Origin of the sequence: Candidatus Nitrohelix vancouverensis, assembly GCA_015698305.1 — a bacterium.
Lineage (GTDB): Bacteria > Nitrospinota > Nitrospinia > Nitrospinales > VA-1 > Nitrohelix > Nitrohelix vancouverensis.
Genome location: CP048620.1, coordinates 2,719,073 through 2,734,584 on the forward strand (window position 1 = coordinate 2,719,073; position 15,512 = coordinate 2,734,584).

Genomic DNA, 15,512 nt, shown 5'->3' on the forward strand with positions numbered 1-15,512 from the left:
TGCTCCCCACATCCTGCAGTTCACATCAAACTCTAAAGTCGCACTTTCATTTAAAGCGGAGTTAATTTTCGTACTCATTAAAACGCATAATGTTTACCTACCTGCGTGGATCCCCAGCAGTCTTTCTCTGGGGAACGCAAAGGAGAAGCAACTGCCCTCCCCTTGAACACTGGCAATCTCAATTTTTCCGTCCATAAGTATGGCAAGTTTTTGGGCAATGGACAGACCGATTCCGGTCCCTTCAATCACGCTTTTCTCTGCTCCCAATCGATCAAAGGGTTTGAAAATTTTGTCAAAATTTTCCTCAGGGATTCCCGCTCCCTCATCTCGAACATTTAGCCTTAACAGGTCACTCTCCATATCTAAACTTAGAGTCACCGTCCCGTTCATACGGTTATACTTAATCGCATTGCTGACCAAGTTCAGCAAAATCTGTTTAAAACGCATCGGATCCATATGAACTATCAGATCCAGCGGCTCTTTAATCTCATTCACCAGCTTTATTTTTTTCTGATCTGACAAAGCGGATATCGAAGTAATCACATCATTGACAGCGGTGACCAACGAAAAAGGTTCCACAGAAATGCTTATTTTCCCCGCTTCTATCTTAGCCAGATCAAGGACCTCATTAATCAGCGACAACAGGTGGCGACCGGCCTGGGTTATATACTTCAAATAATTCTCTTGTTTCTCGGAAGGCGGTTCCTTTGCGTTCATTAGCATCACATCGCTGAACCCAAGAATACTGTTTAAGGGCGTTCGCAATTCATGGCTCATACGGGAAAGGAATTCCGATTTTGCTCGATTGGCCAGTTCGGCCTGTTCTTTAGACTGTAATAGTTCAATCTCAATTTTTTTGCGCTGAATAATATGTTGTCTTAGCTCAACATTAATTTGTTCGAGTTCCAGGGTTCTTTCCCGGACTCGTTCCTCAAGGCTATGGTTGGATTCCCGCAGATCGTCTTCAACCTTTACCTTGTCTATCTGAAGTTGTCTCAATTGAATCGCGGAGCGGATGGAATGTTTCAATGCGCCTGAGGTCAATTTATCTTTAACCATGTAATCATGGGCTCCGGCTTTAAGAGCCTCCACGGCAATTTTCTCATTACCTTCCCCGGTGAGCATGACCACAGCTCCCCGATAAGCGCCCTTCTTCATCTCATATAACAGTTCGAGGCCATCCGTATCGGGCAAGAAAAAATCCAGGACCATACAGTCCGGATCCACTTCCCGGCATAAGCTGAGTCCCTTCTCACCATTATCAGCTTCGGAAATGTCATACGACTGCTCGCTATCATCGTTAAGTAGTCTCCGAATTCTTCTCCGTTCGTGCGGATTGTCCTCCACAAGAAGAATTTTATGAGTAGCAGTTGCAGTCATGGCGTCCTCATTGTTGTTGGGAGGATTGACAATTTAAACCAATAATCATTCAATCCCTGTATGGCCTTAAGAAAACCTTCTGAACTGGTAGGTTTGATAACATAACTGTTCGCGCCTCTGGCATAACAATTCTGTATATCTTGAGCGTTCCCGGAGGAAGTCATGATGACGACCGGGATCATTCTCATTTTTGGATCATTTTTGAGTTCTTCAAGAATCTCATGCCCATCGGAGCCTGGTAGATTCAGATCCAGAAAAATAAGATCCGGGCTGGGGGAAGCGATAGGGTCCACAAATTCTCCTCGATTGAAAAGATAATCCAATGCATTATCTCCATTGGTTATTCTATGAACAATGTTCTTAAAACCGCATTTATTGAAGGATTTCATGATAGATTTAAAATCAAAATCACTGTCTTCAATGACTAATATTAGATATGAAGCTTCTTTGGATTTCATGACTTGTTCCTGTTACCTTGCGTTCCAACCAAATCTCTCTCTGAAAGAGGATTATGGAGCGGACTGTCGTCATTATTAGGTTCTTTACCCTTCATCTGTTTAGGCCAGGTAAAGCTGAAGGTGGCGCCCTTACCTTCCAGGGAATTGACAGTGATACGCCCCCCCTGGCTTTCAACTATTCTCTTCACAACAGCAAGTCCTATCCCCGTGCCCTTCTCTTTACCTGGGAAATCAAGCGTTTTAAACATAGTAAAAATCCTGCCCTGATGTTGTTCAGGTATTCCATCCCCATTGTCGCCAACGGAAAATTGAAAAAAATCTTCCAATTCAATACAGCCTATGTTTATACAAAGAGTCGATTTATCTGTGGTTCCGTATTTGATGGCATTTCCAATGAGATTTAAGAACACCTGCTCCAGCTTGACTTTCTCAGTTGTCAATGTTGGCATTCCACGACTTATCTCAATTGCATTTTGGTGGACGGGACTCTGCGCTTTTATAATGGTATTCAGAAGATCGTTCACATTCACAGGCTCGGCCCGCGCCCCTTCTTTTCCAGCCACGGAATACTTCAGAATTCCGTCTATCAGCGCTTCCATATTTCTCTTCAGGTTGAATAAATCTTCGAAATTTTTGCGATTATCCGGTGATAGTTTATCTTTAATCTCTTCTTCAATAGATTGCGCTAATTGCCCGATAGTTCGTAATGGAGCTTTCAAATCATGTGAAACGACATAGGCAAATGCTTCAAGGTCCTGATTAATTTTTTCAAGGGCATCGACTTTTTCTTTAATGGTGATCTCTGCCTTCTTGACCTCAGAGACATCCACAAATGAGATGATCGCTCCATCACCCGATTCAAAAAAAGTCTTGTAGGGATGGATTTTGATCAGAAAATAATTCCCGGATTTATCCGTTTTCTCATATTGAACGGGCTCCATTGTTTTTATAACGGAATGTATGTAGCGAAGTATCTCATCAACGTCTAAGTCACATGAAATATCCGATAACTGCCGTCCTATATCGGTTGTTAACAAGCGAAAATATTTCTGTATGGCCGGAGTAAATTTTCTGATTCGTAACTGACTATCCAGAAAGATCGTTCCAATATCCGTGCAGTTGAGAAGGTTGTCCTCATCCTGGGTTACTTTCACCAGCTCATCAATTTTTTCATGATACTCAAGGTTAACCGAGTAAAGCTCATCGTTCACCGAATTGAGTTCTTCATTGCTACACTGCAATTCCTCATTGGCCACAAGCATTTCCTGATTCGTTGCCTGAAATTCCTCATTGGTGATTTCAAGTTCCGAGACGGTTTTATACAGATTGGCCTTGGTCCGCTTCAGTTCTTCAACTAATAATGAATGAGATTCAATTTCCTGAAGCGACACCGGGCGCCCAGACATATCAGATTTATTGAATCCCTTATCCCCTTCATCAATGCTGACAAGGAATCCAATGGGATCAATACACTCGCTATTTCCCAAAGGCCGCACAATCACGTTATAGAAGCGTTCCTTATCCACGCTACCTTCAACTTTAATAGTTTCGCTTGCCTCGATAATCTGGCGACTGACTCTGCATTGATCAATACTTGCAGAAATGACATGCGCCAGCGACTCGTTGGTTAATGCTTTAATATTCAGAAGCGCTTTTCCCGGCTTAAAGGAAATGTATTTTCCCGCATCTCCGAAAATATGGATGATATCCATCTCATCATTGAGCATGAGACTGGGCGGTATATAGCTTTGAAGCAAGACTTCCATCGCATCTTCAGTTTTAATCCCAGTCATATTTTGTGTAACGACAGGACTGCGTGGATTGTTAGTCTCTGTGGTTGCATCAACTGCAGGTCGCATGGAAGTCTTATCCCTCAAGCGTTTAATATCATGTGTCTTCCTATATATTTTCCATTTAGAGTGGATCGTGTCGAAATTATTGGATAAAATTTTGATCTGTTCACTCGGCCCCAGAAACAGATAACCATATCTCTTTAAACTAAATAAAAAGGTGGATAAGGCTTTATCCTGTGCCTCACTCTTGAAATAAATGAGCAGGTTTCTGCAGGAAATTAAATCCATATTCATAAAAGGAGGATCTTTTAACAGATTATGCCTTGTAAAAACGATGCATCTCCTTAATGCTGAAGTGACCTGGACACAGCCTTTCTTCTCCTCAAAGTACTTGCCCATGTAAGATTTAACCAGAGCATTGTCCTGCTCATAAATTCCGAGACCCGCCTTATCAAGAATATGGCTGTCAACATCGGTTGCAAAAATTTTAATATTGATGTGACGATCCAGCTTCTCAATGGCTTCCAGGAATAAAATCGCCAGCGAATACGCCTCTTCTCCAGAAGCACAGCCGGCCACCCAGATCCGGACTTCTTTGCCGGGAACATTATCAGATAGAATTCCAGGTATCACAGAGGATGAAATTAAATCGAAGGCCTCCTTGTCACGGAAAAGTTCAGTCACTCCAATTAAAATTTCATAATATATATTTGCGATTTCTTTAGGATTTTGAACCAGATACTTCAGGTATTTATCCAAATCCTTGATGTGCAAATGTTCCATCCTTTTGCCAAGCCTTCGATCAATCGTCGGGATTTTATACAGATTAAAATCAACGTCATATTCTTCATTGATGAGGTCGAGGATTTTATCCTTGGTACTTCCCTGCAACTTATCTAGAATATTCCGCCTGATTTCTTTACGTTGAGAATTAGAGGATTCTACTGTTCTCTCAGCAATCTCCGAAGCCGTTCCGACAAAATCAAATGTTTTCGTGATCATGGCCGAATTGGGCATCCCGTCAAATTTTGCTGTTTCAGGATTCTCTATATAAATTTTTGCCGCCGCATTATGGGCGTCCACTACTCCCAGAGAACCATCGCTTCCCGTCCCAGACAGAATAATAACCGTCTTTTGTCGTTCATAATCCCTCGACAAGGAACTGAAAAAATGATCGATGGGTTTTACCGGACGCGTTTCACCCTGACCCACATCAATCTTACGAATTTTCAGGATGCCATTATCTATGCTGAGTTCGTTCATCGGAGGAAGCCAATAGATCGTATCCTGCGCCACCGGCATATTGTTCTTGATGGTCACCACGGGAATGCTTGCCACTCGAGAAAGAATTTCAGGCATAAAGCTTTTATAACTTGGCGCAAGATGCTGGACGACAACATAAGCAAAGCCCGTGTCCGCTGGAATATTTTTAAAAAACAACTCCAGAGACGCCAGCCCGCCTGCAGAGGCGCCCAGCGCAACGACGGGAACATTATTACCATCTTGTTGGTTTTTAGCGTTTTCCATTATCCATACCTTTTAAATCCTCATAGAGGATTTCAATATTGGCCGATGTTTTCTTAATGGATTCTCTCAAAACCAATAATTTCGACCGGGCCTTCGCTATGTCCCGGGTGGACATATCCTTTGACATCACATTCTCGAACTTTGTTAATATGTCGACAGATAATTGCATTGATGAGGCGAGTGATTTTCTTGATTGACACAAACTCGCCGCTTTCTTTGTCCTGCTCTCTAGCAACTTTATCAAATGGCGTTCGATCGACTTGACATCTGATTTGAGTACAAAAGCGGTTGCGCCCGAGAGAGCTGTTTCGATTGCCTGGTCGTCAGTTTGCAAGGCACCCGTCACAAAAATAAATGGAGTATTCACATCATTTTGCATCACGATTTCCAGGGCTTCCAGGCCGCTAAAATCAGGCAGAACATAATCTGATATGACAAGATCAATCTCCAAGGAATCAAGATGGTGAACAAAATCCTCTCTGTTATCAGTCAATATGATTTCTGAATCGGGAATAACTTTCTTGACCTCCCTGATAACCAGACCCGCATCATCTTTATTGTCTTCAAGATAAAGTATCTTCATCAAATCCCTTTCCCTTGGGCGGCTCGTTGATCATCAACCAGTAAAACCCAAGCTTTTTAATCGTATCCGTGAATTTCTCGAAATCCACGGGTTTGACAATATAGCTGTTCGCGCCCAGCGCATAACTTTCCTCAATATCTGAATCCTCATTCGAAGAGCTCATCACCACAATGGGCGTTTTCGCAATACGCGCCATCTTCCTGATAAGTTTGAGCACCTCCAACCCGCTGAGTTTTGGCATTTTCAAGTCAAGCAGAATGAGCTTGGGCGGCACGGGATTGGCAGTCAAATAATTCAGAGCTTCTTCACCGTCTTCCACCCACTTGATATGATTCGCCACATTGTATTTTTTCAATCCACGGATCGCCATCGTTGCGTCTTCCTCTCGATCTTCTATTAAAAGGACCTCTACGGTTTCCAAAGCTTCCATACGGATTCTCCCAGTGTTAATTTGTTCTTAATTCCCCAATGTGAAGTAAAAACTTGCTCCTTGGCCTACTACTCCTTCCGCCCAGATAGTTCCTCCATGATGATGGACGACACGCTGGGCAATGGCCATTCCCACACCGGTTCCTTCAAACTCGTTGCCTTTGTGTAATCTTTGGAAAACCCCGAAAATTTTGTCGACATATTTCTGATTAAACCCCACGCCATTGTCAGTGATGTAATAGGTAGTCGTTTCGCCCTCCAGGGTTGTTCCCATTTTAATGATTGAGATCGGGCGGGTGCTACTGTACTTGATAGCGTTGCCAATAAGATTGGACAGCATATGAATTATCATGAGTTTATCGCCGCAATACTTACCCAGAGGTTCATGAGTAAACTCGATTTTATTTTTTTGCGGTGAAGAATAATCAGCGTAAATCTGTTCGACCAATTCATCCAGATCCATTTCCTGCTTGCGAACTTCCTGGCGACCGAGGCGCGAGAATTCAAGAATATCGTCAATCAAAATACCCATTCGAGTTGCATTACGCACAATCACGTCGATTGTATTCTGTCCTTCTTGATCCAGGCCGGAACAATAATCCTCCCTCAGAATATTGCAGTAACCCACAACCGATCGAAGAGGCGCCCTGAGATCGTGCGAAACTGAATAACTGAATGACTCCAGTTCCATATTAATTTTTTTCAAATCATTCGTTCGATTTTCCACGCGTATTTCCAGATTATCCTTTGCGTCCTCAAGCTCTTTGTTGATTGTTTCAATCGTTTCCTTCTCCTCTCCATAGTCCTCCAGAATATTCAGGACAGCCGTTTGAGTTGCTTCAAGAATGTCCCTTTCAAAGGAAGAGTCCTCAAGGATATTGAGCATGGCCTTTTGTGAATCTTCCAGTAAACCCTTATCGCCGGTGAAGTCTTCTAAAATATTCAAAACAGCGCTCTGGGAATCTTCCAGCAGTTCTTTATCATCCGTAAAGTCTTCAAGAACGTTCAACATGGCTCTTTGGGATTGCTCCATGAGCTCCTTATGTCCGCTCATGTCCTCGAGAATATTCATAAGAGCTTGTTGAAAATCTTCAATAGAATAGTTCGCTACTTTATCCATTGATCCAGCCTCCTTATTATCTAAGACAGCATTACCCCAATTTTTCATTCACGATTCCCGCTGACCTTCTCAAGTTCCGATTCCAAATCTTCGATACGCTGTTTCAACTCAATCATTTTCAACTCTCTTCCGACAGTAAGTTTCTGGAACCTCTCCAGTTCAACAAGACGAACCAGCTTCTTTTCTTTTTCAGCCGCATCTTTTTCAGCGCGTTTCTGTCCGGTGATATCCCGTGCCGCGGCAAAGACCCCTAATACATTTCCCTTGGTGTCTTTATAAACAGAGGCGTTATACAAAACATCCGTCAATTTTCCAGACTGATGACGAATCGTGAGCGGGTAATCAGTCACCATGCCTTTTTCAAAAACCTGCTGATACCCATCCCGGGCTTTATCCGGTTCTGTGAAATAACTTGAAAAATCCGTTCCGATCAGGTTTTCACGGTTCATTCCTGTTGCTTCGATCGTCGCGTTGTTAACGTCGGTGATTTTCCCATCAGGATTGATAGTGACCAGCGGATCCACAGATGCTTCAAGGAGAGAACGCGCATACTGAGATGATTCTTTCTGCGCGGTGATATCACGAGCCGCCGCGAAGACGCCGATAACCTGCCCCTGGCTGTCTTTATAAACTGAGGCGTTGTAAAGAACGTCGATCAGCCTTGAGGATTTGTGACGGATCGTCAGCGGATAGTCAGTGACTGAGCCTTTTTCAAATACCTGCTGATAACCTTCGCGGGCTTTAATGGGTTCGGTAAAATAATCTGAAAAGTCAGTGCCAATCAGATTCTCCCTATCCAGTCCAGTGACTTTGATGGTCGCCTCGTTGACATCGGTGATGATACCGTCGGCGCTGATGGTCACCAGCGGATCCAGAGAAGCCTCAATCAAGGATCGAGAGTACTGCGAAGATTCCTTCTGGACCGTAACATCGCGCGCGGCGGCAAACACGCCCAGCACTTTTCCCTGGCTGTCTTTATAGACAGACGCGTTGTACAGCACTTCTATCAATTTCCCGGATATGTGGCGGATGGTGAGCGGGTAGTCTGTTACAAATCCTTTTTCGAAAACATTCTGATAACCTTCGCGGGCTTTCTCGGGTTCGGTAAAATAACTCGAAAAATCGGTTCCGATGAGATCTTGACGGTCAAGGCCTGTGGCCTTAATCGTTGCCTCATTCACATCTGTGATTTTTCCATCGGGACTGATGGTTACAAGCGGATCCAAAGAGGCTTCGATAAGAGAGCGCGCATACTCGGAATATATAGTCTTTCCGGTAATGTCCCTGGCAATGGTGGAAAAACCTATAAGATCGCCTTTATCATCTTTAATAGGGGACACTGTTAAGGAAACATCAATCACCGTTCCGTCCTTACGAACGCGCTTTGTCTCATAATGTTCCAATTTGATTCCGGATTTGTAATTGGACAGAATGGTTTCGTGTTCATCGTTGGATTTTTTAGGATCAATCAGGGTGATTGATTTCCCCAGCACTTCTTCAGCTGTATATCCGTAGATTTTTTCAGCGCCTTTATTCCAGTAAATGATCTCGCCTTCAAGGGTCTTGGTTATAATTGCATCACCCGTTGACTCAACCAAAGCGGCTAAATGCGATTGCAACGCTTCTCTTTCAGTTGATAATATTTTACTCATACTCGGCCTCGCTATTAACAGGTTAATGGTTCAATTCAATCTGTAGCAGTTCTTGTCTATACAATTCGTTCCTCAACAGGAGTCACCGTTAATATTCCGGATCGCCTCTGTTAAACCTTCTGCCGTAACGGGCTTCATGACATACCCATCAGCGCCCAGCGCATAACATTTCTCGATAAAATGTTCTGTCTTAATAGAGGTCATGATAATGACCGTAATGTTTTTTAAAAGTTCGTCGCTTTTCACCTTGCAAAGAACTTCATCGCCGTCAACCCCTGGCAACCCCAGGTCCAGCAAAATCATGAAAGGGATCGGATAGGCTTCCTTGTCTGAAAAATTGCCTTCGTTGAAAAGATAATCAAGCGCATCATCGCCAGTAGTCACTCTTGTTACGCAAGCTGAGTAGCCACTTTTCTTGAATGACTTCATCATGAACCTGAAGTCAAAATCATTGTCTTCCACGATTAAAATTTCGTTTTCGAAATATTCAGTTGCCATGAGGTAATCCGTTCAGTTTGATGAAAAAAGCGCTTCCCACATCGATTTCGGATTCAACCCAGACCTTCCCGCCGTGCCGGTCAATAATTTTCTTTGCAATGGTCAAACCCGTTCCTGTTCCGCCGCCAAAATCATTCTTTCCATGAAGGCGTTTAAAAATTCTAAATATTTTTTCCAGATGTTTGTCTCGTATTCCTATTCCGTTATCTCGTATAAAAATCGTGGAAGAACCGTTTACCTGGGATCTCGTGGCGGGGTGCAACGCAGAAGAGTCGGCGTCGGGTTTATTCTCAACAACGCCTATTTCTATTAGTTTTTCACTCTTATTATTATATTTAATAGCGTTCTCAATTATGCTTTGTAGAACTTCCGTGAACTGCTCATAATCAACCCATATGTTCGGTAGCGTCTCCGGGATGCGTATGACCACATTCTCTTGAGATAACGTTGTTTGAAGCGTATTTTCTATGGACAGAATCATCTCAGTGAGACTGCATTCAACTTTATTCAATGCATGACTATCTACCCGTGAATAAGTCAGCAAATCACTTATAAGATTTTTCATGAATACGGACGCTTCCGCCATCCCGCTCAGACTTTCTTTGCCTTCTTCATCAAGTTTGTCCATATAATCTTCCAGTAAATCCTGAGAGCATATTTCAATCGTCCTTAAAGGCTCTTTCAGGTCATGCGAAGCGATATAGGTAAATGAATCCAGTTCATTATTCGATCGAATGAGTTCCGCATTTGCCACTTCCAGGTCATAGGTTCTTTCTTTTACTTTTGCCTCAAGTTCGGCATTAACTGTCTCCAGATTTTCTTGAGCCTGCACGATTTCACGACTCAGTTGCATTTGCACCGTAATGTCACTGAAAGTGACAACAGCGCCGGAAAGAACGTCGTTTTCCCAGATGGGCGTGCTGATGTATTCAACAGGAAAAGAAGTCCCGTCTTTTCGCCAGAACACTTCATTAGAAACATGGCGGGTTCTACCATCTGCAATCGTGGAATGTATCGGACACTCGCTTGTGGGGTAATGGGTCCCGTCTTCTTTTGAATGGTGCAGGATGTCGTGCTGAGGCTTGCCGATCAGTTCACTCAGATCGTATCCAATCATGCTGGAGGCGGCAGGGTTTATAAAAGTCGTTTTGCCCAGGGCGTCCAGACCGTAAATTCCTTCACCAGCAGATTCAAGAATCAATTCATTACGGGTTTTGATTGCCTCTAGCTCCGACTCGGTTGCTTTGACTCGAGTGATATTTGTATGGGAAATCAACACGCGCTGATCCCGTTCAGACAGTCTTTTTGCAAATAACAATAACCAGGTATTTTCAGATCGCTCCTGCCGGGTAAATTCCATAACAAACTCAGGCAAATCTCCCCGTCGAACCTGATCTATGGATTTTTTAATAATTTCACGATCCGAGTCGTTTGGAAAATTATCCAGATATACATTCGATACTTTCTTCTTGTTCCAATCATCATTGGCCATCTCTATTCTCTCTTCTGAATCCAGGACCACCACTTCGACGGGAAGATTATTCAAAAGGTTCAGAGTTTTTTGATTCTGAGATCGAATTTGCTGATAAAGATATACCAGCCATCCCAACAACACTCCCGCCATGAGTCCGGTGACAAGAAAAACAAACGGCAATGACGATTGTTCTCCATCTAACCAGTGTTGCTTAGGAGAAATGCTGAGAACCCAACTTGAATTGATAAACTCAATCGTTTCTTCCTGCTCCCAATCGGGAAAAATTTGGCCTGAAGCAAATTTTGTTTGATTGTCTTCACTTATGGCAAAAGACATTTTATCGGCGAACCTTTTCTCTAAATTTATATGTATAAATTCTTCCAGCAATACCGTTCCAATAAGGAAACCATCAATAGTCCCCTGGCGAGTGAGCGGCAAAATTATTAAAAAGATTTTCTCCCCAGAATCCATCGCAGTGATCTTCGTGGACACCACTTTATGAATACTTTCGGATTTTTTCAGGTCTGAAGAATATTTATTGGCGATAAAATTCTGAGCCGTAGCCTGATTTACTGTTTTCGGAACCATCCACTGCAGTCTATAATTACGATCCATCCATGCGATGGAATGAAGGCTCCGTAAATGTTCACGGTAATAGCGTGCATCGTCCTCCCAGACTGCCTGAGCCGGACGGTCCTCGCCAGTCTCCCAACGTCTGGACATTCGAATTAACGCTTCCGAGTTTTTTTCAATAACGGTAGATAAATTTTGCTTGATGGCAGTCGTTATGAGTTTGACTTCTTTATGAATAGAAGCGGCGCCTTTAGAGTATTCAGCCGCGGCGATCGACAGGCTCAAAAGAAACACAAACAATCCTACAATCCCCGGCTGATAACCTATGAAAGTTGAATTTGCATGCAGTCCTTTATGTTTCAGAACAAGATAAAAAGCGCCTGCGAGAATCTGAAATCCAATAGAAGTGTGTACGGCCATTCGGGTCATCTCCGCCCAGCCATAAAGTTTTTCTAATTTGAGCAAATATCCAAGAAGGGCTGGAAAACTTAAAACAATTATTAAAAATGTAACGATGACCGGAATCAGCAATCTCTCCGAGTTTTCCTTATCTCTATGCTGGGAAATGAAGAATATGCCTGCAAGCAGGAAGCACAAGGCCGTATTCGGAGCCATTCGCCCGGGGTGCGATGTCTTTGTCAGGATAGTCTGTTCAGTGAACAATTGATCGATGCCAAAATCAACTGCCCAGCCATATTGAATCAGGGTGAGAGCTCCAATGCAGGAGATCAGGATTCCTGGAATTCGGTATAACACCGGGGGCAAGGAAAATTCCAGCAAGAGGAGCGCCAGCCCTGCCAGCAAAAAGCAAAGCGCTGTATTGAACTGCATCGGAGCAAAGTCAGGCAATACCTGAACCACCCAGGGTAAATTCAAAATCCAGCCCAGCATCACTACGCCACCCAGGCTATAAACCATCAATCCTGAAGTGACGCTTCGAATTGGATCATCGATTTTCATAAAATCTCTTTGGTTTCGGCTTGAACTCGCTAACCCTACTTATGTGCTGTATATATAAATATATGACGGAGCCATCCCGAAAGGTATGTGGAAAAAACCATTTAAGACCGGCTCAATCCACTAAAAATGAATTAGCCTTTCACTTGCCCTGGCATAGGACAAAACCTTACCGACCGTCCTCTTTGCCATAAAACAACTGTGATACTGGAATGAAAACCATTGGAAGTCTGGATATTAGCGCTGACAGAGGAGACTGTAGCCTGTTACCAGACCTGCGCTTTTAAGCGTGTGTATTATAGTTACGGGGATCAGCGAATATTGGGAGGGTTGCAAACTTAAGCGGACATGGGAGTTCGATTCCAGACGAACCGCAGGGCTATTAAAGAATTTGAGATAATAGTGTGATTTTTCAATTGAAATGAATGTCAAAACGCATAGCCCTACCTCTTGAAAAAATGTAAAACAAAAATGCTAATAGAAAAAAAGCATACTATTAATAGCTAATGGTTCACCAAAAGCCTATATTACGATTGTGCTTCTAAATGCCCGGTGGGAAAACTTCATTTGGCCTCACACATTAGTAATACCAGAACTTCACTTATCAACGCTTGTCGCCATCGTTGGACAGGTTGCTGACGCACAGGATTTCCAATGAGTGAAAACATCTATTCCATGCTCGTCGCAGAAGAATCCTCCGTTTTTCCTGAGATTCTAAAAGTAATATTGGGAAATGAGGATATTTTGATGGAGCGTGTTGAATCTCCCGAACAGGGGATGCTCGCTCTCAAAAGACAAAGACCTTACTCTCTCATCTGGTCGCAGAACAAATTCTCCCGATCCAGAACAAATGGGGTCCAGTTCTTAAAATACTGCAATGAGTCATCACCCTTATCAGCAAGAATCCTGCACGATCATTTAACAAGCAAGAGCGTATTGACTTCAATGGTGACCAGAGGCCAGATTGATTCTTTCTATACCGGCGACCTGTCGCTGTACACGGGGCAGATAACACCGGGCGTAGCCAACCTCACCGCCTCGGTAAGAATGGGGATGGAATTCCACAAGCTCAATCTGATAAATCATTTTACAGACGGGATCGATCCTCAATCTATCGAATCATTAAACGGCCTATTGATGACCTGGAAGGGACTCAATCAACAATCAATATTTGAAAAGGGACAAAATAAAGAAAGGAGCGACTTTGATTTTCGAAACGCGAACACACGAAAATTATTCCTGAGCACTCAGCACAGTTTGAATAAACTTTTAAATTGTATGGAAGGTTTGAATCAATTCAGATCTCTTGAACAAGCGCTCGCGAATGAGGAAATCCTTGTACTCGTTGGAAGGATACAAAAGAAAATCAATTCGATGACGTCATATTTGACTGCGTCGGAACAACTGCTAACAAAATCAAACGACCACGCTCTACGCTCAGAACAGCAATACCAGGAAACCCGCAAAAAAACCATTCAACTCAAGAATGAATTACTAGATCAATAGCTACGCGGTATTAATCTCGCCTCTCATGAGTAAACACAACCGGCCAACCCTGCACTGAGAAACAGATTCGGAGCCTGTGCCCGCTCAAACAATGATAAAAAACGGCTCCACGAGCCGCACGGCGCTAAAACGCCCGGAGAGTTTTTGACGACTGATTCAGATCATATAAACTCTGATATCAGGCGCACCTTATCCAGGAGGGGGCGTTCACGCCGAGAAACTCGCGAACCGTCTGTTTCGAAATCATGCCATTGAATAGGTCTTCTCATATTCAGGGCTTATCGATATTTCTTTACCACCATCGTTCAATGCATTTTTAATCTCCAGTATTTCCGGAAGAACGCTCAGGAATTTTTCATACACCGCCGGATCAAAATGGCTCCCTTTATTCTTTTTCATAAAATCGAGCGTATCGCCCAAATCCCAGGCCTCCTTATAAGGACGCACAGAGGTTAACGCATCAAACACGTCGCAGATGCTCACAATTCTTGCCTCAAGAGAAATTTCCTCCTCCTTGAGACTGTTTGGATACCCCGACCCATCCCATTTTTCATGATGTTGTAAAGCCACTATATGAGCGGTTTTTATCAATGGAGACTCATTACCAGAAAAAATTTCAGCGCCGTACAGAGTATGCTTTCTCATCACCCCCCATTCATCATCAGTAAGAGGCGCCCTTTTTAAAAGGATGCTGTCGGGAATCCCTATTTTCCCGATATCATGCATCGGACTTGCATTTCTCAGCAATTCGCACTCGCTGGCATTCAGCCCCAGGGCTTTACCAATACAGGCGGAAAAACATCCGATGCGTATCACATGATTACCCGTCTCATTGTCGCGATATTCGCCTGCTTTCCCTAAACGGTGGACAATTTCAAGCCGTGTATTACTCAATTCGGCTGTTCGCGCACGAACTGTCGCTTCAAGAATCTCATTCTGCTCGTTGAGCTCGTTGTGCATCAAACGGGATTCCAGCAAGTTCGTGATACGTCGCATCACTTCCATTGGAACCAGGGGTTTAGTCAAGAAATCTTTCGCCCCTTGCGTCAAAGCTCTGATACGGACATCAAAATCCTGATCGGCCGTCAAAACCATGACCGGCGCACAGGTGCGTTCCAGTTTCTTAAATCCCTCCAGAACCTGAAACCCATCCATATGGGGCATTTGTATGTCCAGCAATACCAAATCCGGATTGAACTCTTCGTAGATTGCGACCGCTTCGCGCGCGTCTGTAGTGCTTCTAATATTCACATAATCCTGTTGCTCCAGAATTACCTCCAAAAGAGCAACATTTGCGATCTCATCATCAACGATCAAAATTCTGGCGCTTTGATATTGTTCGGGACTTATCATCTTGGATTCTCCTGTTGCGAACCATTTTTCTTAAGTACCATATCAAGGAAGACTGTTGAATATCTCTTGCAGATAAGACCGTATTGAAATGTCACCATGATCACTACCGGATCCTGGTCAGAAACCATCATTCCTGATGCGACCCCCCGGAGTGGATGAATTCTTTCCATAACAATCCTCTGTTTAGAACATTGATATATAAAAAATAT

Annotated in this window: 11 protein-coding genes; 1 reads left to right on the top strand and 10 read right to left on the bottom strand. The window is 43.4% G+C overall.

Annotated features, from left to right (window positions below; genetic code table 11):
* Positions 1 to 93: 93 nt before the first annotated feature.
* The 9 genes from G3M78_12575 to G3M78_12615 all read right to left on the bottom strand — a co-directional run bounded on the left by G3M78_12575 (position 94) and on the right by G3M78_12615 (position 12,447).
* Positions 94 to 1,380, bottom strand: a complete 1,287-nt coding sequence (locus G3M78_12575) for a response regulator (GenBank protein ID QPJ66182.1) — start codon at positions 1,378 to 1,380, stop codon at positions 94 to 96.
* The gene (locus tag G3M78_12580) at positions 1,377 to 1,838 is read right to left on the bottom strand and encodes a response regulator (protein QPJ66183.1); all 462 of its coding nucleotides are present in this window, start codon (positions 1,836 to 1,838) and stop codon (positions 1,377 to 1,379) included. The genes G3M78_12575 and G3M78_12580 overlap by 4 nt, the downstream gene beginning before the upstream one ends.
* Entirely contained in the window at positions 1,835 to 5,158 is a 3,324-nt protein-coding gene (locus tag G3M78_12585) for a hypothetical protein (protein QPJ66184.1), read from the bottom strand. Before G3M78_12585 ends, G3M78_12580 begins: the two co-directional genes overlap by 4 nt.
* Entirely contained in the window at positions 5,145 to 5,741 is a 597-nt protein-coding gene (locus G3M78_12590) for a response regulator (protein ID QPJ66185.1), read from the bottom strand. Before G3M78_12590 ends, G3M78_12585 begins: the two co-directional genes overlap by 14 nt.
* Positions 5,722 to 6,171: a response regulator gene (locus G3M78_12595; GenBank protein QPJ66186.1), complete on the bottom strand. Its 450-nt coding sequence runs from the start codon at positions 6,169 to 6,171 to the stop codon at positions 5,722 to 5,724. The genes G3M78_12590 and G3M78_12595 overlap by 20 nt, the downstream gene beginning before the upstream one ends.
* Positions 6,172 to 6,198: 27 nt before the next feature.
* A complete protein-coding gene (locus G3M78_12600; protein QPJ66187.1) occupies positions 6,199 to 7,290 on the bottom strand; it encodes a two-component sensor histidine kinase in 1,092 nt (363 codons plus the stop codon).
* Between the two features lie 44 nt (positions 7,291 to 7,334).
* Positions 7,335 to 8,942 (bottom strand): PAS domain S-box protein, encoded by a 1,608-nt coding sequence (locus G3M78_12605; GenBank protein ID QPJ66188.1) that lies wholly within the window; start codon positions 8,940 to 8,942, stop codon positions 7,335 to 7,337.
* Between the two features lie 72 nt (positions 8,943 to 9,014).
* The gene (locus G3M78_12610) at positions 9,015 to 9,440 is read right to left on the bottom strand and encodes a response regulator (protein QPJ66189.1); all 426 of its coding nucleotides are present in this window, start codon (positions 9,438 to 9,440) and stop codon (positions 9,015 to 9,017) included.
* Positions 9,430 to 12,447, bottom strand: coding sequence for a PAS domain S-box protein (locus tag G3M78_12615; protein QPJ66190.1), 3,018 nt, complete (start codon positions 12,445 to 12,447; stop codon positions 9,430 to 9,432). The genes G3M78_12610 and G3M78_12615 overlap by 11 nt, the downstream gene beginning before the upstream one ends.
* A 651-nt stretch (positions 12,448 to 13,098) precedes the next feature.
* Between G3M78_12615 and G3M78_12620 the strand changes: the two genes are divergently transcribed.
* Positions 13,099 to 13,950, top strand: a complete 852-nt coding sequence (locus tag G3M78_12620; GenBank protein QPJ66191.1) for a hypothetical protein — start codon at positions 13,099 to 13,101, stop codon at positions 13,948 to 13,950.
* A 243-nt stretch (positions 13,951 to 14,193) separates the two neighbouring features.
* On the opposite strand, the gene G3M78_12625 is transcribed toward G3M78_12620, so the two are convergent.
* On the bottom strand, positions 14,194 to 15,303 hold the full coding sequence (locus G3M78_12625) for a response regulator (protein ID QPJ66192.1): 1,110 nt from the start codon (positions 15,301 to 15,303) through the stop codon (positions 14,194 to 14,196).
* Between the last annotated feature and the right edge of the window lie 209 nt (positions 15,304 to 15,512).

Excerpts from the sequence above, each read along its gene's own strand:
- G3M78_12575 (QPJ66182.1), bottom strand. The coding sequence starts at position 1,380 with ATGACTGCAACTGCTACTCATAAAATTCTTCTTGTGGAGGACAATCCG.
- G3M78_12580 (QPJ66183.1), bottom strand. The coding sequence starts at position 1,838 with ATGAAATCCAAAGAAGCTTCATATCTAATATTAGTCATTGAAGACAGT.
- G3M78_12585 (QPJ66184.1), bottom strand. The coding sequence starts at position 5,158 with ATGGAAAACGCTAAAAACCAACAAGATGGTAATAATGTTCCCGTCGTT.
- G3M78_12590 (QPJ66185.1), bottom strand. The coding sequence starts at position 5,741 with ATGAAGATACTTTATCTTGAAGACAATAAAGATGATGCGGGTCTGGTT.
- G3M78_12595 (QPJ66186.1), bottom strand. The coding sequence starts at position 6,171 with ATGGAAGCTTTGGAAACCGTAGAGGTCCTTTTAATAGAAGATCGAGAG.
- G3M78_12600 (QPJ66187.1), bottom strand. The coding sequence starts at position 7,290 with ATGGATAAAGTAGCGAACTATTCTATTGAAGATTTTCAACAAGCTCTT.
- G3M78_12605 (QPJ66188.1), bottom strand. The coding sequence starts at position 8,942 with ATGAGTAAAATATTATCAACTGAAAGAGAAGCGTTGCAATCGCATTTA.
- G3M78_12610 (QPJ66189.1), bottom strand. The coding sequence starts at position 9,440 with ATGGCAACTGAATATTTCGAAAACGAAATTTTAATCGTGGAAGACAAT.
- G3M78_12615 (QPJ66190.1), bottom strand. The coding sequence starts at position 12,447 with ATGAAAATCGATGATCCAATTCGAAGCGTCACTTCAGGATTGATGGTT.
- G3M78_12620 (QPJ66191.1), top strand. The coding sequence starts at position 13,099 with ATGAGTGAAAACATCTATTCCATGCTCGTCGCAGAAGAATCCTCCGTT.
- G3M78_12625 (QPJ66192.1), bottom strand. The coding sequence starts at position 15,303 with ATGATAAGTCCCGAACAATATCAAAGCGCCAGAATTTTGATCGTTGAT.